General features: G+C 70.2%; 32 protein-coding genes. 23 read left to right on the top strand and 9 right to left on the bottom strand.

Going from position 1 to position 24,931, the window contains the following annotated elements; all coding sequences use genetic code 11:
- Position 1 precedes the first annotated feature (1 nt).
- From E1295_RS31875 to E1295_RS31790, 20 genes are all read left to right on the top strand, one after another.
- On the top strand, positions 2-421 hold the full coding sequence (locus E1295_RS31875) for a hypothetical protein (protein ID WP_132636111.1): 420 nt from the start codon (positions 2-4) through the stop codon (positions 419-421).
- 1 nt (position 422) lies between these two features.
- Entirely contained in the window at positions 423-590 is a 168-nt protein-coding gene (locus E1295_RS49100) for a hypothetical protein (RefSeq protein WP_166427499.1), read from the top strand.
- A 32-nt stretch (positions 591-622) separates the two neighbouring features.
- Positions 623-1,309, top strand: a complete 687-nt coding sequence (locus tag E1295_RS31870; protein WP_132636108.1) for a hypothetical protein — start codon at positions 623-625, stop codon at positions 1,307-1,309.
- Positions 1,310-1,319: 10 nt separating this feature from the next.
- The gene (locus E1295_RS31865; RefSeq protein WP_132636105.1) at positions 1,320-1,727 is read left to right on the top strand and encodes a hypothetical protein; all 408 of its coding nucleotides are present in this window, start codon (positions 1,320-1,322) and stop codon (positions 1,725-1,727) included.
- 2 nt (positions 1,728-1,729) lie between these two features.
- Positions 1,730-2,212: an HK97 gp10 family phage protein gene (locus E1295_RS31860; RefSeq protein ID WP_132636102.1), complete on the top strand. Its 483-nt coding sequence runs from the start codon at positions 1,730-1,732 to the stop codon at positions 2,210-2,212.
- Positions 2,213-2,268: 56 nt separating this feature from the next.
- A complete protein-coding gene (locus tag E1295_RS31855) occupies positions 2,269-2,706 on the top strand; it encodes a hypothetical protein (RefSeq protein WP_132636098.1) in 438 nt (145 codons plus the stop codon).
- Positions 2,707-2,999: 293 nt separating this feature from the next.
- Positions 3,000-4,901 (top strand): hypothetical protein, encoded by a 1,902-nt coding sequence (locus E1295_RS31850; RefSeq protein WP_132636095.1) that lies wholly within the window; start codon positions 3,000-3,002, stop codon positions 4,899-4,901.
- 3 nt (positions 4,902-4,904) lie between these two features.
- A complete protein-coding gene (locus E1295_RS31845) occupies positions 4,905-7,007 on the top strand; it encodes a hypothetical protein (protein WP_132636092.1) in 2,103 nt (700 codons plus the stop codon).
- Positions 7,008-7,020: 13 nt separating this feature from the next.
- A complete protein-coding gene (locus E1295_RS31840) occupies positions 7,021-7,476 on the top strand; it encodes a hypothetical protein (RefSeq protein ID WP_132636089.1) in 456 nt (151 codons plus the stop codon).
- Positions 7,473-7,931, top strand: coding sequence for a hypothetical protein (locus E1295_RS31835; RefSeq protein ID WP_132636086.1), 459 nt, complete (start codon positions 7,473-7,475; stop codon positions 7,929-7,931). Before E1295_RS31840 ends, E1295_RS31835 begins: the two co-directional genes overlap by 4 nt.
- A gap of 9 nt (positions 7,932-7,940) precedes the next feature.
- Complete coding sequence (locus E1295_RS31830) at positions 7,941-8,396, top strand: hypothetical protein (RefSeq protein WP_132636083.1); 456 nt, start codon at positions 7,941-7,943, stop codon at positions 8,394-8,396.
- A gap of 16 nt (positions 8,397-8,412) precedes the next feature.
- Positions 8,413-8,604, top strand: a complete 192-nt coding sequence (locus E1295_RS31825) for a hypothetical protein (protein ID WP_132636080.1) — start codon at positions 8,413-8,415, stop codon at positions 8,602-8,604.
- Positions 8,605-8,622: 18 nt separating this feature from the next.
- Positions 8,623-8,967, top strand: a complete 345-nt coding sequence (locus tag E1295_RS31820) for a hypothetical protein (protein WP_132636077.1) — start codon at positions 8,623-8,625, stop codon at positions 8,965-8,967.
- 35 nt (positions 8,968-9,002) lie between these two features.
- On the top strand, positions 9,003-10,283 hold the full coding sequence (locus E1295_RS31815; RefSeq protein WP_132636074.1) for a hypothetical protein: 1,281 nt from the start codon (positions 9,003-9,005) through the stop codon (positions 10,281-10,283).
- 1 nt (position 10,284) lies between these two features.
- Complete coding sequence (locus tag E1295_RS31810) at positions 10,285-10,620, top strand: hypothetical protein (RefSeq protein WP_132636071.1); 336 nt, start codon at positions 10,285-10,287, stop codon at positions 10,618-10,620.
- Positions 10,617-10,853 (top strand): hypothetical protein, encoded by a 237-nt coding sequence (locus E1295_RS31805; protein ID WP_132636068.1) that lies wholly within the window; start codon positions 10,617-10,619, stop codon positions 10,851-10,853. The genes E1295_RS31810 and E1295_RS31805 overlap by 4 nt, the downstream gene beginning before the upstream one ends.
- A gap of 9 nt (positions 10,854-10,862) precedes the next feature.
- Positions 10,863-11,537: a peptidoglycan recognition protein family protein gene (locus E1295_RS31800; protein ID WP_132636065.1), complete on the top strand. Its 675-nt coding sequence runs from the start codon at positions 10,863-10,865 to the stop codon at positions 11,535-11,537.
- Positions 11,534-11,662, top strand: coding sequence for a hypothetical protein (locus E1295_RS51990; RefSeq protein WP_281284783.1), 129 nt, complete (start codon positions 11,534-11,536; stop codon positions 11,660-11,662). Before E1295_RS31800 ends, E1295_RS51990 begins: the two co-directional genes overlap by 4 nt.
- A gap of 53 nt (positions 11,663-11,715) precedes the next feature.
- Entirely contained in the window at positions 11,716-12,222 is a 507-nt protein-coding gene (locus E1295_RS31795) for a lamin tail domain-containing protein (protein ID WP_166427498.1), read from the top strand.
- A gap of 64 nt (positions 12,223-12,286) precedes the next feature.
- Entirely contained in the window at positions 12,287-12,580 is a 294-nt protein-coding gene (locus E1295_RS31790; protein ID WP_132636059.1) for a hypothetical protein, read from the top strand.
- 80 nt (positions 12,581-12,660) lie between these two features.
- On the opposite strand, the gene E1295_RS31785 is transcribed toward E1295_RS31790, so the two are convergent.
- From E1295_RS31785 to E1295_RS31765, 5 genes are all read right to left on the bottom strand, one after another.
- Positions 12,661-13,230, bottom strand: a complete 570-nt coding sequence (locus E1295_RS31785; RefSeq protein ID WP_132636056.1) for a hypothetical protein — start codon at positions 13,228-13,230, stop codon at positions 12,661-12,663.
- Positions 13,231-13,702: 472 nt separating this feature from the next.
- Positions 13,703-15,352: a P-loop NTPase family protein gene (locus E1295_RS31780; RefSeq protein ID WP_132636053.1), complete on the bottom strand. Its 1,650-nt coding sequence runs from the start codon at positions 15,350-15,352 to the stop codon at positions 13,703-13,705.
- A gap of 104 nt (positions 15,353-15,456) precedes the next feature.
- Complete coding sequence (locus E1295_RS51250; RefSeq protein ID WP_246080585.1) at positions 15,457-16,614, bottom strand: hypothetical protein; 1,158 nt, start codon at positions 16,612-16,614, stop codon at positions 15,457-15,459.
- A gap of 277 nt (positions 16,615-16,891) precedes the next feature.
- Positions 16,892-17,227 carry a hypothetical protein gene (locus E1295_RS31770; protein ID WP_132636050.1) on the bottom strand — a complete coding sequence of 112 codons (336 nt, stop codon included), beginning with the start codon at positions 17,225-17,227 and terminating at the stop codon, positions 16,892-16,894.
- On the bottom strand, positions 17,224-17,439 hold the full coding sequence (locus E1295_RS31765) for a hypothetical protein (RefSeq protein WP_132636047.1): 216 nt from the start codon (positions 17,437-17,439) through the stop codon (positions 17,224-17,226). Before E1295_RS31765 ends, E1295_RS31770 begins: the two co-directional genes overlap by 4 nt.
- A 176-nt stretch (positions 17,440-17,615) precedes the next feature.
- Here E1295_RS31765 and E1295_RS31760 point away from each other — a divergent pair, with 176 nt between their 5' ends.
- The 3 genes from E1295_RS31760 (at position 17,616) to E1295_RS31750 (ending at position 20,056) form a co-directional block, all read left to right on the top strand.
- On the top strand, positions 17,616-17,867 hold the full coding sequence (locus E1295_RS31760; protein ID WP_132636044.1) for a GntR family transcriptional regulator: 252 nt from the start codon (positions 17,616-17,618) through the stop codon (positions 17,865-17,867).
- 154 nt (positions 17,868-18,021) lie between these two features.
- On the top strand, positions 18,022-18,651 hold the full coding sequence (locus tag E1295_RS31755) for a DUF305 domain-containing protein (RefSeq protein ID WP_246080583.1): 630 nt from the start codon (positions 18,022-18,024) through the stop codon (positions 18,649-18,651).
- A 7-nt stretch (positions 18,652-18,658) separates the two neighbouring features.
- The gene (locus E1295_RS31750) at positions 18,659-20,056 is read left to right on the top strand and encodes a phytoene desaturase family protein (protein WP_132636041.1); all 1,398 of its coding nucleotides are present in this window, start codon (positions 18,659-18,661) and stop codon (positions 20,054-20,056) included.
- 17 nt (positions 20,057-20,073) lie between these two features.
- On the opposite strand, the gene E1295_RS31745 is transcribed toward E1295_RS31750, so the two are convergent.
- The 4 genes from E1295_RS31745 to E1295_RS31725 all read right to left on the bottom strand — a co-directional run bounded on the left by E1295_RS31745 (position 20,074) and on the right by E1295_RS31725 (position 24,671).
- Complete coding sequence (locus tag E1295_RS31745; RefSeq protein WP_132636038.1) at positions 20,074-21,147, bottom strand: threonine aldolase family protein; 1,074 nt, start codon at positions 21,145-21,147, stop codon at positions 20,074-20,076.
- On the bottom strand, positions 21,129-21,758 hold the full coding sequence (locus tag E1295_RS31740; RefSeq protein WP_132636035.1) for an SDR family NAD(P)-dependent oxidoreductase: 630 nt from the start codon (positions 21,756-21,758) through the stop codon (positions 21,129-21,131). The genes E1295_RS31745 and E1295_RS31740 overlap by 19 nt, the downstream gene beginning before the upstream one ends.
- Entirely contained in the window at positions 21,755-23,989 is a 2,235-nt protein-coding gene (locus E1295_RS31735) for a DUF6421 family protein (RefSeq protein ID WP_246080581.1), read from the bottom strand. The genes E1295_RS31740 and E1295_RS31735 overlap by 4 nt, the downstream gene beginning before the upstream one ends.
- Positions 23,990-24,086: 97 nt before the next feature.
- A complete protein-coding gene (locus E1295_RS31725; RefSeq protein WP_132636032.1) occupies positions 24,087-24,671 on the bottom strand; it encodes a hypothetical protein in 585 nt (194 codons plus the stop codon).
- Positions 24,672-24,931 lie beyond the last annotated feature (260 nt).

Raw genomic sequence — 24,931 nt, 5'->3', positions numbered from 1 at the left:
CGTGGCGCCGACCATTGCCGCGATCATGCAGGGCATCGAAACGCGGCTCGAGACAATCGCCGGGCTGCGCGTCTCGTCGTACGTGGCCGACCAGATCAACCCGCCTCAGGCGTTCGTCGGCGTGCCCGAGATCCCCGACTACCACGCCACCATGAGGCGCGCCCGCATCACCGTCGAGCCCACCGTGACCGTGCTCGTGTCGGCCGCCCTCGACCGGGTGGGACAGATGAAGCTCGCCGAGTTCGCCAACCCGGACGGCGCACTGTCCGTGGTCGCCGCAATCGAGGGCGACCGCAAGCTCGGCGGCGTGGTCGACGACTGCATCGTGGCCAGCTTCCGGCCGCTCGGCCTCGAGGAAGTCGGCTTGATCGGCTACTACGGCGGCGTATTCGCCCTGCGTGTGGCCGCCCGAGGAGTGTGACATGCCCAAGACTCTGCCCCGCTACCAGGTGGTGGGGCCGCGCAGCGTGCGCGGCGTCGCCCCCGGCGGCGTCGTCGCCCTCGACCCGGCCCGGTTCAACGTCGAGGCGCTCGTCGAGGCCGGCCACATCAAACCTGTCCCCCCGCGTGTCAGGGAGGTGCCGGAATGACGGTTATCGCGCTCACCGACGCGTTCGCGTACGTGCACGGGCACGACTTCACCGCTGACACGAACCAAATCAACCTGACGTGTGACGCGGCAGCGCTCGACCGGACGACGTTCCGGCACCAGGGCTGGACGAACTTGCACGGCGGGTTGAAAACCAACACGTTCGCCATGTCGGGGTTCTGGCAATCGGCCGATGACGACGCGGTTGACCCCGAGGCGTACGCCGACCTCGGCGTGTCGAACCGGCCGTTCACCATCGGCCCGGTTGAGGCCGAGGGGTCGCCGGCCTACCTGTTCCGGGCCGGACATTTCGACTACAACCTGTTCGGCAGCGTGGGCGAGCTCGCGCCGTTCACGCTCACGTCGAACGGCACGGACGGCGACGGCGTGGTGCGTGGCCAGTTGGCCGCCGCGATGCGCGAAGTCAGCGCGCCGGGAGTGCTCGGGTCGGGGCTCGACCTCGGCGCGGTCGCCGAGGGGCAGACCCTTTACGCGACCGTGCACGTGTTCGCCGCAGCCACGTCGATCACGATCGACGTCGAGTCGGACGACTCGGCCGCGTTCGCGTCGCCCACCACGCGAGCGACGATCGGGCCGCTGACCGCGCGGGGCGGCACCTGGCGCACCGTGGCCGGCCCGACCACCGACACGCATTGGCGTTTCAACGTCTCCGACATCACCGGCACGTTCACCGTGGCCGCAGCTCTCGGCATCAAGTAGGAGGTTCCCCATGTCGGTGTTCGCGCTGACGAACGAATACGTCGAGCTCAACGGGGTCGACATGAGCGACCACGCCAAGCAGGGCACGTTGGCGCTCTCGGCCGCGCAGCTCGACCCGACCGCGTTCGGCGACGGTTGGGTGAAAGCGCTCGGCGGGCTCAAGTCCGGCACGCTGACGATTGAGCTCATGGACGACTACGACGCCAGCGAGGTTGACGCGACTCTGTGGCCAATCTTCGGCACGGTGGTGCCGTTCGTTGTCCGGCCGGACGCCGGCGCGGCGTCGCCGACCAACCCCGAATACTCGGGCGAGGTGTTGATCACGACGCACAGCGTCGGCGGCAGCGTCGGCGAGCTCGCGATGAAGTCGGGCCTTTCCTTCCCCACCTCGGGCGTCGTGTCGCGCGCCACGGCGTAGCCATGGCGAACGGGAACGCGGAGATTCGCCGGCTGATCCGCGACATGAAGAAAATCCCGCCCGACCTGCGCAAGGATCTGCGGCCGGCACTCAAGAAGGCCGCGCAACCGATCCTGGCCGACGCGCGCAAGCGGGCGTCGTGGTCGACGCGCATCCCGAAAGCGACCCGGATCGCGATCGGGCTCGCGTCCAAGAAGAAGGGCGGCGTGTCGCTGCGCACGTCGGCGAAACGCGCGCCGCACGCCCGCCCGTACGAGAACCTCGGCAACCCCGGGACGTTCCGGCACCCGGTGTTCGCGCTGCCCCGCTCGCGCGACATGGTGTTCGGCTACGAGCGGCCGGGCGCGTTTAAGAACACACCGTGGGTTGCGCAGAAGGCGCGGCCGTTCCTGTTCCCGGCCGTCGAGGCGGGCGCCGATGGGGTCACCGCGGAGATAGGCAGAACGGTGCTGGACATCGCGCGCCGTCATGGATGGAAGGGCTAGACATGGGGCTGCGTGAACGCCTACGGGCCCGGCCGCGGCCGAGCGTGCCGTGCCGGGTGCAGATCGACGACCCGACCGAGGCGAAACACCGCCTCGAGGAATCGCTGATCGCTCTGCGCATGGCGCAGGTGCGCGGCGACGGCGACGTGGCCGCGCTGACCGGCGCGGCAGAGCAGGCCCGGCACGCGGTCGACGCCTGCTATGAAGAGATCCGCACAACGGCATTGGAGCACGACGACCTCGAGGCGTTGATCGGCGAGCACCCGCCACGGGCAGGCACCGACGACGAGTCATGGAACGACGACACGTTCCCCCGTGCGCTGTGGATCGCGTGCGCGCCGGCCGACGTCATGACGGCCGACGAGTGGGGCGCGTGGCTGGACGGGCACACGTCGGACGGCGAGCGGGCCGCGTTCTTCACCGCCGCGTTGAAGGTCAACATGCGGGCGCCGGACGGTGCCATCCCAAAAGGCTGGACGCAGACCCCGGGCTAGAGATCGAACTCGCGGTTTGCCAGATCTATGGCGTACGGCACAGCGAGTTCCTTCGCTGGGATACCGACGACCGCGACAAGGCCATTTGGACCTACGTTCGGCAGGCCGAGCGGTGCGGCGGCTGCGGCACCCGCGCGGCCGAGTGGGACCCCGAACGGGGCGGCCGGGTCGACGCCTACCACGCCGAGACGCTCGACTGCCCGGGCTGCCGGCAGCTCCAAACCATGCAAAAGGGGATCGGTTCGGCGCCGGGCCGGTATCCGGTGCTCAAGCCGAGCAGGGGGTGAACGGCGGTGCCTACGCGTGACCTGAACGTCAACATCGATGGCGACCCGAAGGGCCTCGGCAAGGCCGTCGACCAGGCCACCGCCAAACTCCTGAAGTTCCATAAGGAACTGGAGAAGCTCGAGGCCAAGCGGCAGAGGGACGCCGAGCGTTCCGCCGACGCGAACCGGCAGGTGGGCGAGTCGGCGGTCAAGGCCGGCAGCGCTGCGTCGAAGGCGTTCACGTCCATGGCAGAGTCGATCGCCTCGACCGGCCCGGGCGCGATCGCGCTGGTAGTCGGCGCTATCGCTGCCCTGCCAGCCGCGGCCACGCTCGCGGCCGGCGGTGTCACCCTCGGGCTCGGCGGCGCGCTGCTCGCCCTCGGGGTCACCGCGGCGGCGAGCTCCGACCGGGTGAAGCGTGAATTCTCAGATCTCGGGGCCGATCTCAAGGTCGAGCTCGGCGACGCGGCGTCGCCGCTGGAAGATAGCGCGATCCACGCGTCGGGCGTCATCCGGGAGACGTTCGCCAAGGTCAAGCCGATCTTGCGCGAGGTGTTCGCCGATCTTGGTCCTGAGGTCGACGACTTCATAGAAGATCTTGCTAGTGCCGCTGAGAAGATCGCCCCGTCCTTGGTGCCCTTGGGCGACGCGTTCGGCACCCTCCTGGGGGCCATCGGTGATCGGGCCGACGACATGGGCGAGGACATCGCCGACGCCATCACGACCATCGCCGACACGACGCAAGAGCACGCGGTCGACATCGCGAATCTGTTCGCCGCCGTCACGACCGCGATCCGGATGACCGCAGATGGCGTCGACTGGCTCGCCGACCGGTGGTCGGAATTCCTCACCGCGAACGAACTCGTGCACAGCTCACTGCTCGGCGTGAACGCCGACTACGACGGCTCACAGCAGAAGCTCGCCGACATGCGCGAGGCCATGCAAGAGGCGATCACGGCAGCTCAAGGGCTCGGCACCGCCACGAACGAATCAGAGTCCGCGATCCGTAGCCTCTCCGACGCCCTCGAGGCGTTCTTCGACCCGGCCGCGCAAGCCCTTGACGCCGAAATCCGGCTGAAAGAGGCGATCAAGGAAACCACGGAAGCCGCTCAGAATCAGCGTCTTACCGGACTCGAACGGCTCAAGAACGTGCAGACATTGACGCAGGCCATCGCCGAGAGCGCCAAGGCCGAAGCCGAACTCACGGGCGAGACAACGCAGTCGACCAAGGCGTTCCAAGCCAACATCGGCAAACTCGTGGCGTGGGCGGGCAACAACAAGAACGCGCAGGCCACGGTGACCGCGCTCGGCCGTTCACTCGGCGTCACGATCACGAAGACGAAAAACGCGACGTACGCCGTCGACGACCTCGGCAACGTGATCAAGGTACTGCCGAACGGCAAGACCGTCACCATGAAGGCGAAGACGTCCGCCGCCAAAGCCGCAATCCAGGCGGTCAAGCGATACCTAGCCGGCGTGAAGAACCGGACTGTGTACCTCGACATCATTCGTAGGACGTTCGACCGTAAGCAGTCGGTCGCCAAACAGGACCGGTTGGGCGCCGAGTCGGGCGCGCTCATGCGGTACGCGTCCGGCGGCATTGAGCGCTACCAGGCAGGCAGCGTGCGCCGTTCCACACCGCCGATGATCGCCACCCGGCCAACCATCCTGTTCGGCGAAGGCAACGGCGATGAGGCGTTCATCCCATACGACCCCAAGTATCGGTCAAGGGCGAAAGCGCTCGTCGGGCAAGTGGCGGCCGACCTCGGCATGCTCACACCGGTCATGCCCATGGCGGCCGGCGGCGGCACGTCGGGCGAGGTGATCGTACGCCTGGTCGCGGACGGCGACGGCGACATGCTGCGCATGCTCCGCAAAATGGTGCGCGTCGAGGGACGCGGCAACGTCCAAGTCGCGTTCGGGAGGTGACCCGTGGCGTTCCCCGCCGACCCGCTCGACGTGCTCGTGGAACTGCTCATAGATGACGTGTGGACCGACATCACCGCCGACGTGCTCGTGCGGGCCGGCATCTCCCTCACGCGCGGCCAAAAGGATGAAGGGTCACGCGCGGACGTGTCCAAGTGTGCGCTGACCATCAACAACGCGAACGGCGTCTACAGCCCGCGCAACCCCACGAGCCCGTACTACGGGCTGATCGGCCGCAACACACAGATACGCGTGTCGGCCGAGGGCGTCGTGCGGTTCGTCGGCGAAGTCTCGAGCTGGCCGCCGCGCTGGGACATCACCGGCGCCGACGTGTGGGTGCCTGTCGAGGCGTCCGGCATCACCCGCCGGCTCGGGCAGGGCGCCGCGCCGCTGCGCTCTGCTCTGTACCGAGGTCTGACCAACCCCGCGCTTACGAATCCGCCGGTGGCGTACTGGCCGTGCGAGGACGTCGAGGGGGCAACGTCGTTCGCGTCCGGCATCGGCGGGCCGTCCATGACGTTCACAGGCGACCCCGACCTCGGCTCGTATCGAGGGTTCGCCGCCTCGGCGCCGCTCCCCCTGCTCAACGATTCCGTGTGGACGGGCGTCGTGCCCGCGTACGTGCCGACCGGCGCGGCCACCATCCGGTTTCTGATGTTCGTTCCCGACACCGGGATCGAGGGCGACGAGGCGCTCGTCACCGTCTACACCTCGGGCAGCGCAGCGCAGTGGGTCATCCGGTACGGCGACCCAGGCGGCGCGCTCAAGGTGCAGGCGTACGACGAAGACGGCAACGTCATCATGGATTCCGGGTTCGTGACGTTCGACGTCAACGGCCGCCGCCTGCGCGTCGCCCTCGACCTCGAGCAGGTCGGCGGCGACATCAAGTGGGACATCTCGACCGTGTTCCCCGGCGCATCATCGGGGCTCACGTTCGGAAACTTCCTTGCCGGCGAGACGCTCGGGCAGGTACAGCGGGTGCTCGTGTCGGTGGGGGGCGGCATCACGGATACGGCGATCGGCCACATCTCTGTGCAGCCGCAGGTCGAGAGCATTTTCGCGCTCGGCCCGCAGGTCGGCGGGTACGTCGGCGAAACCGCCGGCCGCCGCATCGAACGCCTGTGCGCCGAGCAACAGATCCCGTTCACGTTCGTGGGCGACCTCGACGACACCGTTCGCATGGGCGCGCAAACGCCCGACTCGCTGCTCAACCTGATCGGCGAGGCGGCCGACACCGACCTCGGCATCCTGTACGAGCCGCGGCATGCGTTCGGCCTGGCCTACCGCACCCGGACGAGCATGCACAACCAGTCGGCCGCCGCCGAACTCGACTACAGCGCCGGGCATCTCGTGCCGCCGCTCGAGCCCGTCGACGACGACCAGGCCGTACGGAACGACGTCACCGCGACGCGCAAGGACGGCTCGAGCGCGCGGGCCGTCGTCGAGTCCGGCCCCATGTCGACGGCCGCCCCGCCGGCGGGCGTCGGCCGCTACGACGAAGACGTCACGGTGAACGTGGAAACCGACAACGGGCTGCCCGATCAGGCGCATTGGCGGGCGCACCTCGGCACGGTCGACGAGACGCGGTTCCCCACGATCGCCGTCGACCTCACCGTGGCCGCGCTGGTCGACGACCTCGGGCTCACGGCCGCGCTCACAGACTTGGACGTCGGCGACCGGCTCACCGTCGATAATCCGCCGCCGTGGCTGCCGCCCGACCCGATCTCGCAAATCGTCGTCGGGTTCACCGAGCATCTCGACGCATACGGGTGGCGGTTCACCTACAACTGCGTACCCGAGCGGCCGTTCCAGGTGGCCGTGTACGGCACCGCCCGATACGGCACCGAGCACGCCACGCTCGCCGAGGACGTGACCAACTCGGCGACGTCGCTCGAGGTAGCCACCTCGGCGGGCCCGCTCTGGACCACCGCGGACGGCGACATGCCGATCGACATCGTGATCGGCGGCGAGCGCATGACCGTCACCGCGATCTCGGGCGCGAGCTCGCCGCAGACGTTCACCGTGGTCCGATCCGTCAACGGCGTGGTCAAGCCGCACACGGCAGGCGCCGAGGTGCGGTTCGCCAGCCCGGCGGTTCGGGCTCTGTGAGGAAGGGAGGGGCATGCCGGACATCGCTGACGGCGAACGGGTGAAGGGCGGCGACTTCCCGCCGAGCGTTTACGCGTTCGACGACACTCGCCAATCCGACATCTCGAGCACGTCGTACGTGTCGGGGTCGCCGCTCGTGTCGCTCTACTTCATCGCCCCCACGAGCGGCAGGGTGCTACTCACGATCGGCGGCGGCGTGCAGGACTCGAGCAGCGCCAACCCCGTCTACCTGTCGCCCGTGGTGCGCGAGGACGGGCCCGCCGGCGCCGCGATCGTCGAGGCCAACGCCGAAACCCGCGGCATCTCCTGCCCGAGGCAGACGACAAGCTTCATGTACGTGTCGCGTACGACCCTGCTCGAGGGGCTCACGCCGGGCCGCACCTACTACGTGCACACCGCGCACCGGGTGCCCGCCGGCACGTCGGGCGATATCCAGTCACGCGACCTCACGGTGGTGCCTGTCCCATGACCAGCGGCTACCGCGCCGGCACCACCGTGCAGGCGCTCGACTACCCGCCGGCCGAGTTCGGCCGCAGCGCCACCGACGTGCTCGACGTGACGTCGACGACCTACGTCGACGGCTCGCCTCAGGTGTCGACCACGTTCACCGCGCCCACGAGCGGCCGGGTGCTCGTCACGGTCGGGGCAGGCTTCCGCGGCGCCGGCACGCGACGCTTGCATCTCGCCCCCGTGGTGAAGGTCGGCGACGACGCCGGCGCGGCCGTGCTCGGCCCGAACGTCGTCTCGCGCGGCGTAGGCGTGCAAGAGGAAGCCACCAGCTACGTGTACTACTCGCGCTCGACGCTGCTCGAGGGGCTCGAGCCGGGACAGACGTATTTCGCGAAAACCATGCACAAGGTCAACGGCGCGAGCGGCGCCCCTGACTTCCACGTGCGCGACATCTACATCACCCCCGTCCCGTAGGAGCAGCGCATGCCCGACATTCTGACCGGGGCCAGAGTGAAGGCGGCCGACTTCCCCGCCGCGGTGTGGGCGCAGGACACGACGGATATCAACGGCGTATCGTCCGGCGCGTTCACACCGGGTTCGCCCGAGGTCGGCGTGACCTTCACCGCGCCCACGAGCGGCCGGGTGTTGGTGTTCGTGGGCGGCGGCGCGAGAGCTGCCGGCGGGCCGCGCGTGTTCCTCGCGGCGAACGTGTTCGAGGGCGTCGACGACACCGGGCCCGAGGTGCTCGCCTCGAGTGTCGGGTTCACCGGGTGCGGGTTCTCGTCCGCGTCGACCGACTACTACTTTCAAGGCCGCGCGTTTCACCTCGACGGGCTCTCGCCCGGGGCGACGCACTACGCGCGGGTGACCTACGCGACGTCGGGCGCCGGTTCCGGCGACATCTCGTGTCGAGAGATCGGCGTCGTTCCCATCCCCTGAAGGAGGCCATTCCGCTGTGACCGCGGAACGCGAGGTGCTCGACCGGTTGGTGTCCATTGAGACCAAGCTCGACATCTCAATCAGTCGGGTCGACGACCACGAGACACGGCTACGCCGCCTCGAGCGCGCGGTGTGGGTGGCCGCCGGGGCGGCGGCGGCCGGCGGCGGCGTGGTGGGTTCGATCGCTCAACAGTTCTTTACGGCGTGAAGTGAGGAGAGACACACCATGACAATGAGCACGGCATACCTGAACGGAATCGCCGACGCGGGCGCTGGCCTGGTTACGCACATCGGGCTCGTCGACGACACCGGGACGGAAATCACGGGCGGGGGGTACGCGCGGCAGGCGGTGACGTGGGAAACGGCCGTGAATGGCCTTATCCGGCCGGACGCCGACCTCCCGTTTTCCATCCCGTCCGGGGCGACCGTCGCCGGGTGGCGCGGCTACTCCCAGCTTGCCGCCGGCGGCACCGACTACGGCGGCGAGGATCTCACGCCGCAGCCGTTCGCGACGGCCGGGACGTACACGCTGCTCGCGGCGAGCACCTCGGTTGACCACAACGCCGTATAGCCCAACCCGGACGCCTCGGAAAGAGGGGTGAAGGCATGGCGGTCACGTTCGTCGGCGCGTCACACGAGGACTCCCTGACCGGGACGCTTCCCGCCGGGACGCAGGATGGCGACCTGCTGCTGGCCGTCATCCAGGACGGCGACCCGCCAACCGGCCCGGCCGGGTGGACGCAAATCGGGACCGACATCACGAACGACTTCACCGCGAACGTTTGGTGGATCATCCGTGGCGCATCCGCCCCGGCCCTGACGTGGGGCGGGGGCGATGTAGCCCCCGCGCTGGACATCGTGGCCTACCGCGGCGCTGCGGCACCGCAGATCTCCGCTCAGAGCGCGTCGGGCAGCGCCACGACACCGTCTGTGACGACGACCGTGGCGGACTCGGTCCTGGTGTGCCTGCTCGCCAACTACGAGTTCGCGCCGGACAACCCGCCTACCGGAATGACCGCCCGGACCGTCTTCGCCACCTACAACGCCATCGCGGACCAGACGATCGCATCCCCCGGCGCGACCGGGACGCGGACCTTCCCCGGCGCTGGGGAAACCATCGGGGCGTGGTCCGTCGTGCTGGGGCCGGCCGGCAGCAGCTCCGAGGAACACGAGGGCGGCTCGTCGACCACCGTCAACGCCACGGCGGCCGGTGCGGGCAGGCCCGCACCCCGTGGCAGCTCGACCGCATCCGCCACAGCGACGTCGACCGGCGGCGGCACGGCAGCCACCACGGGCGCCTCGCAAGCCGGCGTCACCGCCTCGGCCACCGCGACCGGCTCGCCGGGCACCTCGGCCGGCTCGCCGGCGGCCGTGCTCGTCTCTGCGGTCGGCACGGGCGCCGCCTCGACGGGCGCCGGGTCGCCGGCGGCCGTCGACGTCGACGCGCAGGGCAGCGGCTCGCCCATCACCGCGGGAGGTTCGGCCGCGGCCGTCTCCGTGGTGGCCACCGGCGGCGGCGAGGGCGGCGCACCGGCGGGCGGGTCGACGGCGGCCGTCGCCGTGTCCGCCACGGGCGACGGGCTGCGGACGGGATTCTCCGGCGGGTCGACGGCACTCGTGGTCGTAACCACTACCGGCGGCGGCACCCGGACAGACTTCGCTGGCGGGTCGTCGGCGCTCGTGGCCGTGGCCGCCACGGGCGCCGGTGTTGCGGCCGTCCCGACAGACATCACGGTGGCCGTGGCCGCGACCCGCCCGGCCGCGCTCGTCGACGCCACCCGGCTGCGCGAGCTCGCCACAGTCGGCTACACACGCAGCTCGTACGGGAGCGGCGACACCCGCACCGGCACGCAGGCCGGGCCCACCCGCAGCGACAGGGGAGGATGACTTGGCGACGATCTACGCCACCGCCACGGAATATCTGGCCAACGCGCTGACCATCACGCGCGGCAGCGTCGACAACATCACCGGCGTGGGCGTCTACCACGACATCAACCCCGACACCGTGCCCACGGTCGAGGACTTCACCATGGTGACGCTGGTCGACGGCACGGCCGAACCACCCGACCCGCTCGCCGAGACGGGCGTGATCGACGTGCTTTCGCTGATCGGGCCGCGCGCCGGCGACGTCGTACTCACCCCGGGCGACTACCAACGATGGGTGCTGATCACCACGGCGACGGAAGACATCATCCGCAAAGTCGACGTGCTGGAGGTGCTGTGACAGCTCGACTCGTCGCCGGGTGGCTGGTCGTGCCGTACGCCGGGCCCGAGCTCGGCCGCGTGCACATCGCCACCGGACGGCACCAGGCCGACGAGTGGAAACCCGCCTACCTCGACTACCTCGACGGCGAGCGCGTCGCCAAGGTCCGGCCGCCCGCGCCGACCGGCCACCCCGTGCAGGTGTGGATTCGCGTCAACGGCGCGGCCACCGCGGTCGGGCACGTCACCATTTAGGAGGTTGCCATGCCATGGCGGAAAGAACTCGCCGACGTCGCGCGCAAGACCGGCCACCATGTCATCGAGGTGCCCGGGTGGCGGACGCGCGGGCACGGCGGGCAGCCCGCCGTGCACGGGATCGTCATGCACCACACCGCGGGCCGCGACGACATGCACGTGGTGCGCGACGGCCGGCCCGGACTGTCGGGGCCGCTCTCGCATTTCTGGCTCGGCCGTACGGGCGCGATCTACGTGGTGGCGGCCGGCCACTGCAACCACAACGCGCCGAGCACGTCGCCGCATCACACCAATTCGGCGTCGATCGGGATCGAGGCCGAGAACACGGGTTACGAGCCGTGGCCCGACGTGCAGCTCGACGCGTACCTCGCGCTCGTCGTCGAGCTGTGCCGCGAGTTCGGCCTACCCGCGTCCCGGGTGAAAGGCCACTGGGAAGTCAACCGCGGAAAGATCGACCCCCGCGGAATCAACATGAGCCGGTTCCGCGCCGCGGTGGCGGCGCGCCTCGAGGGAGAAGACGTGAGCGCTCACGACATCCTGCACGGCAGGCACATCCTGATGAACAAGGGCACCAAGAGCGAGGAACGGGTGTCCGTCGCCTACTACCTGCAACACCTCGAGTCCGAGCAGGACAAGATGATCGCCATTCTCGGCGAGATCCGCGACAAGCTCGCACAGCTGTGACGGATGGTCTGTGGCTGCGCGTGTGGCCACACCAGACCGCAGCCCGCCCGCGCGACGAGCCGCTCGACGACGACGGCGGCGAGCAGCCCGGCCGAATACCCGGCTGGATCGACGAAGCCAACTGACGACCCCACGCACGTGGGGTTTTTTCATGTCCCCGAATAGGAGAAACACCCCGATGATCAAGCGCATAGTTGCCGCCGCGGCGGCCGTGCTCGCCCTCGGCCTGTCGGCCGCGCCCGCCTCGGCCGCCGTCGACCCGGCGCCGGCACCCGCGGGCAAGTGGCAGGTGACCCGCGTCAACTACAACGCCAAGGGCGCCGACGTGCTCGGCAACCGTTGGCAGGAAGCCGCCTACTTCAAGAACCGGTCGACGACCGACGTCGACATCTCCGGGTGGACCGTGCACGACACGTACAAGAACCCGTCCGGCGAGCACACCAACGCCTACACGTTCCCCGCCGGCACCACGGTGAAGGGCGGCGCGACCGTCGTCGTGTCGTCGTCGTCCGGCGTCAACAAGACCGACCCCAACGCCACGCAGGTGTTCTACATGGACTTCAATCGCGGATACAACGGGCACTGGCTCAACAACGGCGGCGACACCGTGTTCCTCGAGGACGCCTCGGGCAAGGTGCGCGCCAAGCTCTCTTACGCGTTCGACAACGGTTACTACGTCAGGTAGCCGCCCCTGCCCCGCGCCCGCCCGGGCCCGGGGCGTTCGCATCTTCCGGGAAGGGGAGACGCACATGCACGACCTGATCCGTTCATGGATTCGCACCGCGGTGCCCGCCGGCGTCGGCGGTCTGGCCGCGTGGCTCGGAACCAAGGGGCTCGACGTCGATCCGGCCGACGCGCTCGCCGTGGGCGCCGGCGTCGCCTCGGCGGCGACCGTCGTCTATCAGGCGATCGTCTCGACCCTGCAACGGCGTTGGCCGGTCGTCGGCGTGCTGCTCGGCTCGACCAAGAGCCCGACGTACACGACGCAGCCCGAGCGATACCACCCCGGCACCCACGCCGGAAATGACCTGTACGGCCTGTAGCCTGGCCGAGCGCGGAACACGAGAGCGGGCCCACACCCTCGAGGGTGTGGGCCCGCTCTTTCGTCATGCCCGGGGAAGGGTCAGCGCACCTTCCATTCGAGTTCGTTCATCTCGTCGGGACTGTAGGTGATGATGTCGAGCTTGCTGCCGCGCTGCACCTCGAACGGCAGCCAGCCACGCACACACCGGCCCACCTTCACGACGTGATCCTGAGGGTAGAGCGGCTCAGTCCACCAGTCTGCCGACCAGGCGCTAAGCGACTCGACCACGACCCCGTCAACCGTGGTGGCGGACCAGGCAGACCAGCCGATTCGCACCTCCGAGCCTTTGTCGTCCGTCACGCAGAACTTGACGTTGGCGGCGGCGTACTCGTACCCGGCACGTTCAGGCAGCCCGGGGACGACTGCTTTAAACGGGCGGCGAACGCGCGCCACTGACACGCTGAACTCGCCCTGCGTGCCTGCGGTCGTCTGCGTCTTGCCCATCCGTTTCGGTCCCTCGGCGGGCAGGCTCGGCGGCGCCGTGGTGGTGGTGTCGGCGACCGGGGATTCGACCGGTACCGGGTCGGCAGCTCCACCGGCGGGCGGGGAGCTACAGCCGGCCGCCATGGCGAGCAGGCATGCGGCGAGCGTGAGCGTGTATCGCGGCATCGGAGATCCTCCAGCATCAGGTGAGGGTTGGGACGTTCCAGGGACCGGTGTGGTTGGCGTGGCATGCGCGGCCGGTATTGGCCGGATGTGGACACGTAGGCTGGCAGGGCGGGGGCGTCCGGTCGTGGGGAAGCGGCCGGGCGCCCTCTACCGCCGTACCTCACCCTTTCGGCCGCACCGATTGCACGGCCGGTACCTGCGCGACCAGATCCACGAACGGCGCACGCCAGTGCCGCCGCAGGCCGAGCAGGCGGTGAGCGGGTTGCGCTTGCGGGATATGGCGGCGACCACCACGGCGGCGATCACGAGAGCGGCGAGCAGTTCCAACGGGTGTCCTTTCTGGCCGGCGAGCGCGCCCGCAGGCCCGGTTTCGGAGGGTGGCCGGGCCGGGTCTACCGGGCCTACCGCGCAGGTCACAGCGGGTAGACGCCGGGTAGACCCGGCCCGGCGGGTAGACGCCAGGTAGACCGCCTCACGCGGCGGCGAGCATCACCGCCTCGAGGTCGGCGCGCCGGTAGCCGTTGCGGTTGATTCCGCCGATCTTCAAGTCGCCGGGGGCGATGCCGTACGGCCGCAACACCTCGGCCACCCGGGCGGGCGACCAGCCCGGCCCGAGCGCGGCGACCAGATCGACCGTGTGCATCCGGTCGGCGTCGCCGAACGCGCTCAGGATCGCCTCGAGCGGGTCGACGGCGGTCGCCTGCTCGGTCGGCGGCAGCGTCCCGGCCGCGCGCCGCAACTCGTACGCGGCCGATGCGACCGACGCGAGATCGCCGCCCTCATCGTCGAGGAAGTACGACCGCAGCTTGACCGGGTCGGCGCCGTCCGCGTCGAGGATGCCGACACCGCGGTGCGACCGCGGGATCTCGGATGCGTCGTACCCGGCGCCGGCCGCGCCCGGGCCGAGCACGGCGTTAGACGCGATCACGTCGGGGCAGCGCATCGCCCACCGCAGCGAGCACACTCCCTTGAGTTCGGGCGGGATCGCGTCTTTCGTCATGCGCTGCGTGGCGAGCACGAGCAGCACGCCGGCGGCCGGGCCGCGCGACGCGATGTCGACCATCGCCTCGACGATCTCTTTGCCCCATGGCGACGCCACGTAGTAGCGGGTTTCGTCGACCACGGTGAGTTCGACGTCGACGCCGAACCGGCGGCACAGCTCGGGCGTGAGTTTCGTCGACCCGCCCGCGTCGTCGAGCAGGTCAAACACGCGTTCCATCTGCGCTTGCATCTTGTGCAGGTGCTCGAGCAGGCCGGCCGCGTTGCGTTTCTCCGCGGTGTGCGCGATCCTCCGCCACGGCCGGTGATCCCCCGCGCCCTTCCCGTCCCACAGGTGGATTCGCGGAGTGACCGCGAGCGCGGCGGCGCCCACGATGCCGTTCACGGCCGCGGACTTGCCGGCGCGCGGCTCGCCAGCGACGAGCAGCGACGCGTCGACCAGCCGTAGCCATTCCTCCCGGCCGCGGCCGTTCACGCCCGCCGGCACGCCACGCCAGAAGTCGAGCGGCTCTGTCCGGCCGAGCAGCGGCGACCGGTACACGTGCAGGAACGGGTCGGTTTTCGCGACGTAGATCGCGAGTTGGCCGGCGTTCTCGTCGATCAGATCGAACACGACCTGCGACTCACCGACGCCGAGAGCCGACGCGAAGTCGGCTTCCTTGCCGAGGCAGCCCCGGGCCCGTGTGCCCGGCGGCAGTTGCAGGATCGTCGACCAGCCGTTGTCTTCCGACTGCACCGGCGTGGCCACGCGCATGCCCTCGGCGCGGCCGAGCTTGGCGTCGATCGCGGCGCGCACGACGACGTTCTCTTGCGGGGTGCCGCCCTTCCGGCCCGGGAACGCGAACGGCCGGGTACGGGCGCGTACCCGCTTGCGTACCTCGACGGCCGTCCCGACCGCCGCGAGCGTACCCACCGCGAGGTACGACACGGCCGGGCCGGCTGCCGCAGCCGCCGCGGCCGTCGACGCCGCGGCGGTGATGGCGACCGTCCACGCGGTGCGCCGGCGGCGGGTGCGTACCTGTTCGATGAACCGGTAGTCGTCGGCGCCCGCGTAGTCGTCGGCGCGTACCCACCGCCACGCGGTCGTCGCCATACGGCTTGTGCCGACGACGGGCGCCGACACGGTGAGGTACGCGACCCGGATCGTACGGCGGCCGTACTTGCCTTGCCTGATCCTGTGCACGGCGCGGCGGGCCCGGCCGGGCCCGCGCGGCACGTCGACCACGGTCACGCAGCCACCTGCCCGCCGCTGAACACAGCCATGCGGGCAGCCCGTACGGCTTTCTCGCACCACGACCGCGACCGCCTCGACCGGGCCATGAGTGCGTCATAGTCGGGGCCCCAACGGTCGTTGCGGGCCGCGGCAGCGAGGATCTCACGCGTGAGTTCCCGTACGAATACGTCGCGGTCGGCGGGCATGCGTACCGGCGGCACGGGCGCCTTACGGAATATGTACGCACGCCGTACGGGCGCCGGGTTGGGCTCGACGGCCGCCCGCCGGGTGAATGTGAACGCGCGGGCGATGCGCACCGTGCGAGCCGCACGCGTACGGAATCCGTACGTGCGGCGTACGGTCGGCGTACGGGGCTCGACGGGAGGGAGTTCCGGGCGCGGGATGGCGGGGTGGTCGAGGTGCTGCCACGGCGCGTCTGCTGTGCTTAGCAACTGCGTGAGACTGTCGCCGCCGCCGAGCGTGGTCACCATGTCGAGCAACGCCTGTTGCATCACCTTGTCGCGTGCTAGCCCGGTGTGTGCCACGGCCTGGTCGAGCATGCGGTCGCGTTTCGCCACCGCAGCGTGCATCTTCCGGCCCGAAACGCCAGCTTCTTGCATTTGGTGCACTCGCTTCGCTGCTAGGGCGACGCGGGTGATTCGCCGGTGCGCGTCGACTTCGCCCGTTGTGCGGTCGCGAGCCTCGGCCAGGCCGAGCCACACGAGAAAGCGTTCGGGCGTGACCCGCCAGTTGATACGGCCGGTGCCGCGGATGCGGTGGCGTTCGATGGCCATGCCGCGTTCCCACAGCCACGCGGCTACCAGCGGCGCGGCGAGCCGAAACAACGCCTCGGGCACGCTGCGTGCGTCCATGCTGGACAGGGCGGCAGTCAGCACGGTGAGTGCCCACACGGCGATGCCGTCGATGCCGGCCGTGTAGTTTTCGCGCATGTTGCGGCGGGCGCGCACGGCCGAGGTGATGATCGCGATCTCGATGAACGCGAACAGCAGCAGCCTGAGAGGGCCATCCATGCCGAGCACGTCGCCAGCGAACCGCCACATGCCTTGTGCGGAAACGGCGGTGGCGATGGATGCGGCGCCCATGGTGAGGATGTCCTCGAGGGGACGGCGCTTTAGCAGCCGGCGGAGGAAAAGGCCGGCGGCGATGGTCACGACGATTCCCGTTGTCCATGGGACGTACCACGGGACAGGTCCCATGAAGTCGTATACGGTCTGCATTGGCGATGACTCCTAGGAGAGTAGGGGTCTGAGCTGGAAGAATCCCGTCCCGGGTTGCCGCCCGGGGCGGGTCTTCTTCATGTATGGACTTGTTGACCGGGGGTCCCGTCCGTGCTCCCGGACGGGCCCCCCTTGCCGGGCTCGCGGTTCGCCCGGCGGACCCGGCCGCCGCGGAGTACGGGTGGGGCCTCGACGCGGCGGCGCGGGTTGTCTATGTGCTCGTCGAGCGCCGGTTGTTGACGATCTCGGCGGCGCTCACACCGTGGACGTGTTCGACGTACCAGGACCGTTCGTTGGCTTTTGCGTAGCCGTCCCATGTGGCTTGCAGGTGCTCGGGCAGGTCGAACGGGGTGGCAACTTGCCGCGGCCGGCGCGCGGCGAGCAGGCGAAGGTTGCCAGGGTCGTACCCGATAGGCCATGTGGCGTAGTCGCCGCCCGGCACAGGGGTGGCGTCGAGCACGATGCGCAGCCCGCCACTGGCGAACATGGTCGCGGTAATGACGAGCTGCTTGCACTTGTCGCACGCCCTGGGAGAGATCGAGGTCACGGCAGGTCACCCGTGCGGAACGGCGGCTCGCTGGGCTTGGGCCATGCGGCGATCACTCGCAGGAGCACGCCAGCGAGGATGACCCGCTCGGGAGTGTCGACGACCTCGACGTCCCCCGTGCGCTTGTGCCGGACGCGGTACGTGCCGTTGTCGAGGCGTTCGACGTCGCATTCGGGGATGGGCGTTTCGGGGGAACCCGTAGGATCTGCCATGGGTCGGACCTCCACCGTCCGATCAAGGGCCCGGCCCGGCGTTCGCGCGCCGTTGGTCGGGCCCGTTGTTGTTGCATGCGCGCCTCGACGTTAGCGCACTTGGTCATACTTGACTATGCCCAAGCTTGGCAGGTCATGTATATGCGCAGGTCAGCACGCATGCTTATGGTTCGGTCGTGGTGTTCAAGTGGCGCGCGAACGCACCGAAATGGCAGCAGATCGCAGACGAGTTGAAAGCGCGGATCGTCGCGGGCAAGTACCCGCCTGACACGGCGCTGCCGTCGCAGCACGAGATCGTTGAGGAGTTCGGCGTCGCCACGGGCACCGCGCAGAAGGTGTTGCGGCGTATGAACGAACAGGGCTGGTCGTACGGCGTGAAGGGCGTGGGCACGTTCGTGGCGCCGGACCACCCCGAACAAGATCAGTAGCAGCGGGTTTAAGTGAGCTGCACACCGGTCGCACCGTTCCTGCGTAAACTCGGCGGTGCACACCGGTCGCGGGCCGGTAAGCGGGTAATAAGTGCTTCATAAGACCGGGATCACAGCCGCTCCCCCTGGTGGGTACGCTGTACTGACCATGGAAATGCCCGCGCGAAAATCGTTGCTCGCCTTCGGCGGCGTGCTGGTGCTGGCCGTGGCGGCGTTCCTGCTGTTCGGCCGCGGCGGCACCCCCGGCGACACGTCACCCGAGGCCGGTTTCGCCCGCGACATGGCCACCCATCACGCGCAGGCGGTCGACATGTCCTTCAAGATCAGGGACAAGCGCCCGGCCCCGGAGATCGACAACCTCGCCTTCGACATCATCAACACCCAGGCCAACCAGCGGGGCATGTTCCTGGGCTGGCTGCAGCAGTGGGAGCTCACGCAGTCGACCGACCAGCCGACGATGACCTGGATGCGCGGGCACGCACACGGCGGGGCAGCCCCCGGAGCCACCCCTGGCGTCATGCCCGGCCTGGCGAGCCAGGACGAGCTGACCAAGCTCAGGCAGGCGCAGGGCAAGGACGCCGAGGTGCTCTTCCTGCAGCTGATGATCCGTCACCACGAGGGCGGCGTGGAGATGGCCGAGGGCCTGCTCAAGCTCTCCACCCGGGCCGAGGTGGTCAACATGGCACAGAAGATCGTCTCCACCCAGACCGGCGAGATCAAGCTCATGACCGACCTGCTCGAGAAGCGCGGCGCGCGCCCCTACCCGTCGATCCTGACCTCCTGACAGCACCATGAGCCCCGACGCGGTCGTCGTGGGGTCCGGACCCAACGGGCTGGTCGCCGCCATCCTGCTGGCCCGCGCCGGGCGCAGGGTGCTGCTGCTCGAAGCCGCCGGCCGGTTCGGCGGCGGGCTGCGCTCCGGAGAGCTGACGCTCCCCGGCCGGGTGCACGACCTGGGCGCGACGGTGATGGCCATGACGCTGGCCTCCCCCGCCTTCCGCGAGCTCACGATCCAGGGCGTCGAGTTCGCCCAGCCGCCGATCGCCGCCGCCCATCCGTTCGACGACCGTCCCGCCGTGCTCGTGCACCGCGACGCCCGCCGCACGGCCGAAGGTCTCGGGCGCGACGCGGGCGCGTGGCTGGCGACCGTGGGGGCCACCGCCGCAGCCGGGCTTCCCCTGGTGGAGCTGCTGCTCAAACCCCTCGGGCCGTGGACGGGACCGCCGTCGGCGTACGTACGGGCGGCCAGGTTCGGGGCGATGGCGGCGCTGCCCGCGACGACTTTCGCCCGGCGTGCGTTCAGGACCGTGGAAGGGCGGGCGGCGATCGCCGGCATGGCCGCCCACTCCATGCTCGACCTGCGCCGGCCCATGTCCGCCGGCTACGGCCTGATGCTGGCGTCCCTGGCCCACACGGTCGGCTGGCCGGTGGTGCGGGGCGGTTCGCAGGTCCTCGCCGACGCCCTCGTGGCCGAGCTGCGCTCCCTGGGCGGGGAGGCGGTGACCGGCCACCGCGTACGCCGGCTCTCCGAGCTGGACGCGCCCACGATCGTGCTCGACGTGACACCCCGGCAGTTCATGACGATGGCCGATCTCCCCGACGGCTACGTACGCCGCCTGCGCCGCTTCCGTCACGGGCCCGGAGTGTTCAAGCTGGACTGGGCGCTGGACGGGCCCGTGCCCTGGCGGGACCCCGCGGTGGCGGGCGCCGGCACGGTGCACCTGGGCGGGACCCTCGAGGAGATCGTGCTCAGCGAGGCGGAGACGACCGCCGGACGGCACTCGCCGCGCCCGTACGTGCTGCTCGTCCAGCCGTACGCGGCCGACCCCACGCGGGGCGGGCACACCCTGTGGGCCTACTGCCACGTCCCCAACGGCTCGGCCGTGGACATGACGGACGCCGTCGAGACCCAGGTCGAACGGTACGCCCCGGGCTTTCGCGACCGCGTGCTCGCCCGCCACGCCATGGGTCCCGCGGCGCTGGAGGCGGTCAATCCCAACCTGGTCGGGGGCGACCTCAGCGGCGGCCTGGCCAGTCTGGGCCAGTTCGTCAGGCGCCCGGTCTGGTCACCGGCGCCCTGGCGTACACCGTTGCCCGGGGTGTTCCTCTGCTCCTCCTCGACCCCGCCGGGGCCGGGCGTGCACGGGATGGGCGGCTGGCAGGCCGCCCGCCTCGCGCTGCGCCCCTGACCCCGGCCCGCCGCAGGTCAGGAGGAGGGGGTCGTCATCTCCTCGGCGACGGCGGCGGCGAAGGCGTCCACGTCCGCTTCCGTCGTGTCGAAGGCGCACATCCAGCGCACCTCGCTCACGGCTTCGTTCCACATGTAGAACCGGAAACGTTTCTGCAGCCGCACGACGACGTCCTTGGGCAGGACGGCGAACACGGCGTTGGCCTCGACGGGGCGCGGCAGGCTCACCCCCGGGATCGGGCGCACGGCCTCGGCGAGCCGCCGGCCCATCGCGTTGGCCTGGCGGGCGTTGCGCAACCACAGGTCGCCGCCCAGCAACGCCTCGAACTGGGCCGACACGAACCGCATCTTGGACGACAACTGCATGAACGTCTTGCGGATGTAGTCGACGCCCCGCGCCGCGTCGGGGTTGAGGACGACGACCGCCTCGCCGTACAGGAGGCCGATCTTGGTCCCGCCGAACGACAGCACGTCGACGCCGGCGTCCGTGGTGAGCGCCCGCATCGGTACGTCGAGCGCGGCGGCGGCGTTGGTGAGGCGGGAGCCGTCGAGGTGGACGAGCAGGCCGAGGTCGTGGGCGTGGGAGCAGACGGCGGCGATCTCGTCGGGGGTGTAGACGGTGCCGAGTTCGGTCGTGTTGGACAGCGACACGACACGCGGCTGGGCGCGGTGCACGTCGCCGAACCCCCACGCCTGCCGGTCGATCAACTCGGGGGTGAGCTTGCCGTCGGGGGCGGGGACGGTCAGCAGCTTGATGCCGCCGGCGACCTCGGGGGCGCCGCCCTCGTCGGTGTTGATGTGGGCGCTGTCCGCGCAGATGACCGCCTCCCAGTGGGCGGTCATGGCCCGCAGGGAGACGACGTTCGCGGCCGTGCCGTTGAACACCGGCCAGGTCTGGGCGCGCTCGCCGAAGTGCCGCCGGAAGACGTCCTGCAGGGCCTCGGTGTAGACGTCGTCGCCGTAGGAGATCTGGTGTCCGCCGTTGGCCGCCGCGATGGCCTGGAGGATCTCCGGGTGCACGCCGGCGTAGTTGTCGCTGGCGAACGAGATGAGCTGGGGGTCGTGCCGGGGAATCAAGAAGTCAGGTCCCATCGCGTGCCGTTGATCTCCTGCGCGGGCCGGTCGTAAAGGCCGCCGATCGCCGCCGCCAGGTCGTTCACGTCGGTGAAGCCGGCGAATCGCGCGTCCGGCCTGGCCGCGCGCATGGCGTCGTTCACCAGGGCCTTGACCACGAGGATCGTGGCCGCGCTCGACGTGCCGCGCAGCGCGTCGGCCAGGGAGAGCGTCCAGGCCTCCGCCGCCGCCTTGGCCGCCGCGTACGCCGCGCCGCCCGCCTCGGGGTGCTGGGCCGCCTTGGCGGAGACGATCACGAAGCGGCCGTTGTCGCTGCGGCGCAGCAGCGGCTCGAAGGCCAGCGACACGTGCTGGAGCGTGCGGATCAGCAGGTCGTGCAGCGCGTCCCAGTCGGCGAGGTCGGTCTCGGCGAACGAGCCGCTCCCGCGCCATCCGCCGACCAGGTGCACCACGCCGTCGACGCGCCCGTGCTCGGCCTCGATCCGCGCGGCCAGGTCGTTCACGGCGGCGCGGTCGAGCAGGTCGGCGTCCCGCCTGCCGACGCCGATCACAGTGTGTCCATTTTTACGGAAATATCCGGTCACAGCTTCACCGGTGGGGCCGCCGGCCCCGGTCACCAGAATGATCATGCTCGGAGTCCCTCAGTCGATTCGACCACGTCGGCCAGCTTACGGCGGAGGGCCTCGTAGAACATGCTCAGGGGGAACTCGTCCGGCAGGACGGCGTCCACCTTGGCCTTCTGCTCCTCCGGCAGCACCTGGATCCCCCGGGCCCACGTCGACGCCGGATGCGGCGGGACGTACGCGCTGACCAGCTCGTACGCCGCCAGCCAGTGCGCCAGCTTGGACCTGTCGATGCTGTCGCGGTACAACTTCTCGACCTCGCCCCGCAGGTCGGCCACGCCGTCGGTCACCCGCTCCCAGTCGATGGTGAGCCGGTTGTCGGTCCACCGCACGATGTCGTTGCGGTGCAGGTACGCGAAGAGCAGCTGCCCGCCGAGCCCGTCGTAGTTGCGCACCCGCCTGCCGGTGATCGGGAACCGGAACAGCCGGTCGAACAGGATCGCGAGCCGCACGTACCGGGCGTACGGGACACCTCGCGCCTCCAGCTTCACCGCCTCGCCGAACGCGGTCAGGTCGCAGCGCAGCTCCTCCAGCGCGTACAGCCAGTACGGCATCCGCTGCTTGATCATGAACGGGTCGAACGGCAGGTCGCCGTGGCTGTGCGTACGGTCGTGCACCAGGTCCCACAGCACGAACGTGTCCTGCGCGAGCCGCTGCGACTCCAGCAGCCTGGCGGCGTCGGGCGGCAGGTCGAGCCGGAGCGTCTCGGTCGCGGCCCTGGACACCCGGCGGAACCTGGCGGCCTCCCGGTCGGCGAAGATGCCGCCCCAGGTGAAACGCTCGGGCGCGGTCCGCACGGCGACCGTCTCGGGGAACAGCACGGCGGAGTGCGTGTCGTAGCCGGAGGTGAAGTCCTCGAACGCGATCGGCACGAACATCGGGTTGTCGTAGCCGTCCGCCTCCAGCTCGGCCAGCCAGCCGGGCCAGATCGTACGGATCCAGACGGCTTCGAGGTTGCGGTCAGGGTTGCCGTTCTGGGTGTACATCGGGAAGACCACGACGTGCTCCAGGCCGTCCTCGCGCTGCGTGTCGGGGTGGAACTGGTCGAGCGAGTCGAGGAAGTCGGGCACGCCGAGTCCCTGCGCGGCCCACGTGGCCAGGTCGTCCTGGACAGCCTGGAGGTAGGCGGCGTCATGGGGGAAATATGGCGATATTTCGCCTACGTACCCCGCGATCACCCCGACCAGCTCGCGGGCCCGGCCCTTCGACTCCTCCGGCACCGAGCCGTCCTTGACCTGCAGCGGCCTCAGCTCCTCGACGGCCTCCTTCAGCCGGCCGAAGGCCGCCGCCTTCCGCTCACGGGTCACGTCGCGCCCGGCGCCGTCCGCGCCCGGCTCGGGAACGCGGGCGGCCCAGGTGACGACGTTGCCCCAGAGCGTACGGTGGTCGTAGTCGTCGATGAAGTGGTCGCCGAACAGGTCGGAGTCGGCGAACACGGCGACCCGGCCCTTGCCCCACCTCAGCGCCAGGGCCAGCGGCGCGCCCGCCGGGTCGGCGTCGTCCGACGTCGCGAACAGCACGGTCGCGCCCGCCTGCGACGCCACGCCGCTCGCGGCGGAAACATCCTGGCCGCTCGCGACGGGAACGTCCTGGGCACTCTCCTGGGCGCTCACGCCGGGAACGTCCTGGGCGCTTCCCTGGGCGCTCGCGGCGGGAACGTCCTGGGCGCTCGCCCCGAAGTCGCCGCCGGCGGTCACGGTGAGCGTGCCGGAGCGGTAGAAGCAGGCGCGCTCGACGCCGGCCAGCAGCCCGCCCGGCGCGACGGGCTCGGCGAGGACCCAGGTGGCGACATCCCTGTGCGCGTGCTTCTGGTCGCGCACGGTGGTGTGCTCGACGCCCACGCCGAACGGCGCGAGCAGCTCGCCGAGGTTGTTGCCGTACTTGTCCTGTTCCTCCTCGGCCAGCACCACCAGGCCGCCGCCCGCCGCGACGAAGGACCACACGGCGTCCAGCTCCGCGGCGCTGAAGACGGGACTTCCCTGGCCGGTGGTCCGTTCCCACCGCTCCCCCGACGGGTGCGCGATGACGAGGACGTCCTGCTCCGCCAGCACCTCGGGGCGGAGCTCTCCGGACGTGTGCGCCGCGACGGTGTACCCCAGGTGCCGCAGCACCCCGGCCGCGCGGGCGTAGCTGTTGTCGTCGGGATGGGCCGGGTTGATGGCCTCGGCCACCTCTCGCCGGACGGTCCACGACTCGCTGTGGGCCTCGTCGAACAACACCCGGGGGAACGCCTGCATGAAAAATCTCCTGCTTACATCGATTGCAGGCGCAAAATATACACACACGTTCGGCATGCTTCGTCAAAGTATCCCGAATAATGAGACGGACGAGCCTTCAGGACACGTGCACGCTCTGCCGGATGCGCGCCTGGGTGGCGTCGTCACAGGTGGCCTTGGCGCAGAAGTACATGACGAGCATGGTCTTCGGCTCGCGGTCGATCACGTAGCTGACGAAGCCGAGCCTGGTGCCGGTGACCGGGTCGCGCAGCGCGCCGTCGAAGCGGGTCGCCGGGCTGTTGCCCGCCTGGTCCGGCACGGGCCTGCCGACGTCGACCTGGCCGGGCAGCAGGGCGTCCATCTTGGCCTTCATCTGCTCGGAGGTGCCGCCGGCGTCGAGCGTGTCGGAGACCTGCACGTACAGGCCGGCGGCGCTGTCGGGCTCGTCGGAGACGATCTGGGAGACCGTCGTCCAGTCGGCGGCGGGGCCGGCGACGAACAGTTTCTCGAACTCGGTGGCGTGCGGCGAGGCCACCGCGAACAGGTCCTGATGGGTGCGAACGGTCCAGTCGCCGGGGTACTCGAACGTGAGCGGCGCGGCGGAGCTGGTCTTGTAACGCTCCCAGGTCTCGCCCTGGTGGTTCAGGACGATCATCGCGACGAGGGCGAGCGCCGCGGCGGCGGCGACGAGCGTGGCCGCCACGATCGGGATCCGCCCGGGGCGTCTCGGCGGGGAGGGCGGTGAGGGTTGCGTGGGCGCCCCGTGCGCCCCGCCCGAAGCCTGGGCGAACGCCGACGCGGCATGCGGCCCGGAAGGCGGGCCCGAGTGCGGGCCCGAGTGTGAGCCCGAGTGCGGACCCGAACCCCGGCCGGAGTGCGGGCCGGAGTGCGCTTCGGACGGCCCCTGGTTCGGACCGGAGGACGGGTTCGGAAGCGCGCCGGAGGACGGGGGCGCGTGCGGGC

The organism is Nonomuraea mesophila, assembly GCF_004352805.1.
Classification (GTDB): Bacteria; Actinomycetota; Actinomycetes; order Streptosporangiales; family Streptosporangiaceae; genus Nonomuraea; species Nonomuraea longispora.
The sequence above is the reverse complement of the archived record's forward strand: the minus strand, read 5'-3'. Positions and strand labels throughout refer to the sequence as shown.

What these genes read in the sequence shown, in the direction of transcription:
- E1295_RS31835 (WP_132636086.1), top strand. Translation starts at nt 7,473, where the DNA reads ATGACCAGCGGCTACCGCGCCGGCACCACCGTGCAGGCGCTCGACTAC.
- E1295_RS31865 (WP_132636105.1), top strand. Translation starts at nt 1,320, where the DNA reads ATGTCGGTGTTCGCGCTGACGAACGAATACGTCGAGCTCAACGGGGTC.
- E1295_RS31745 (WP_132636038.1), bottom strand. Translation starts at nt 21,147, where the DNA reads ATGGGACCTGACTTCTTGATTCCCCGGCACGACCCCCAGCTCATCTCG.
- E1295_RS31755 (WP_246080583.1), top strand. Translation starts at nt 18,022, where the DNA reads ATGCCCGCGCGAAAATCGTTGCTCGCCTTCGGCGGCGTGCTGGTGCTG.
- E1295_RS31840 (WP_132636089.1), top strand. Translation starts at nt 7,021, where the DNA reads ATGCCGGACATCGCTGACGGCGAACGGGTGAAGGGCGGCGACTTCCCG.
- E1295_RS31860 (WP_132636102.1), top strand. Translation starts at nt 1,730, where the DNA reads ATGGCGAACGGGAACGCGGAGATTCGCCGGCTGATCCGCGACATGAAG.
- E1295_RS31785 (WP_132636056.1), bottom strand. Translation starts at nt 13,230, where the DNA reads ATGCCGCGATACACGCTCACGCTCGCCGCATGCCTGCTCGCCATGGCG.
- E1295_RS31790 (WP_132636059.1), top strand. Translation starts at nt 12,287, where the DNA reads ATGCACGACCTGATCCGTTCATGGATTCGCACCGCGGTGCCCGCCGGC.
- E1295_RS31795 (WP_166427498.1), top strand. Translation starts at nt 11,716, where the DNA reads ATGATCAAGCGCATAGTTGCCGCCGCGGCGGCCGTGCTCGCCCTCGGC.
- E1295_RS31800 (WP_132636065.1), top strand. Translation starts at nt 10,863, where the DNA reads ATGCCATGGCGGAAAGAACTCGCCGACGTCGCGCGCAAGACCGGCCAC.
- E1295_RS49100 (WP_166427499.1), top strand. Translation starts at nt 423, where the DNA reads ATGCCCAAGACTCTGCCCCGCTACCAGGTGGTGGGGCCGCGCAGCGTG.
- E1295_RS31830 (WP_132636083.1), top strand. Translation starts at nt 7,941, where the DNA reads ATGCCCGACATTCTGACCGGGGCCAGAGTGAAGGCGGCCGACTTCCCC.
- E1295_RS31750 (WP_132636041.1), top strand. Translation starts at nt 18,659, where the DNA reads ATGAGCCCCGACGCGGTCGTCGTGGGGTCCGGACCCAACGGGCTGGTC.
- E1295_RS31735 (WP_246080581.1), bottom strand. Translation starts at nt 23,989, where the DNA reads ATGCAGGCGTTCCCCCGGGTGTTGTTCGACGAGGCCCACAGCGAGTCG.
- E1295_RS31820 (WP_132636077.1), top strand. Translation starts at nt 8,623, where the DNA reads ATGACAATGAGCACGGCATACCTGAACGGAATCGCCGACGCGGGCGCT.
- E1295_RS31765 (WP_132636047.1), bottom strand. Translation starts at nt 17,439, where the DNA reads ATGGCAGATCCTACGGGTTCCCCCGAAACGCCCATCCCCGAATGCGAC.
- E1295_RS31740 (WP_132636035.1), bottom strand. Translation starts at nt 21,758, where the DNA reads ATGATCATTCTGGTGACCGGGGCCGGCGGCCCCACCGGTGAAGCTGTG.
- E1295_RS31815 (WP_132636074.1), top strand. Translation starts at nt 9,003, where the DNA reads ATGGCGGTCACGTTCGTCGGCGCGTCACACGAGGACTCCCTGACCGGG.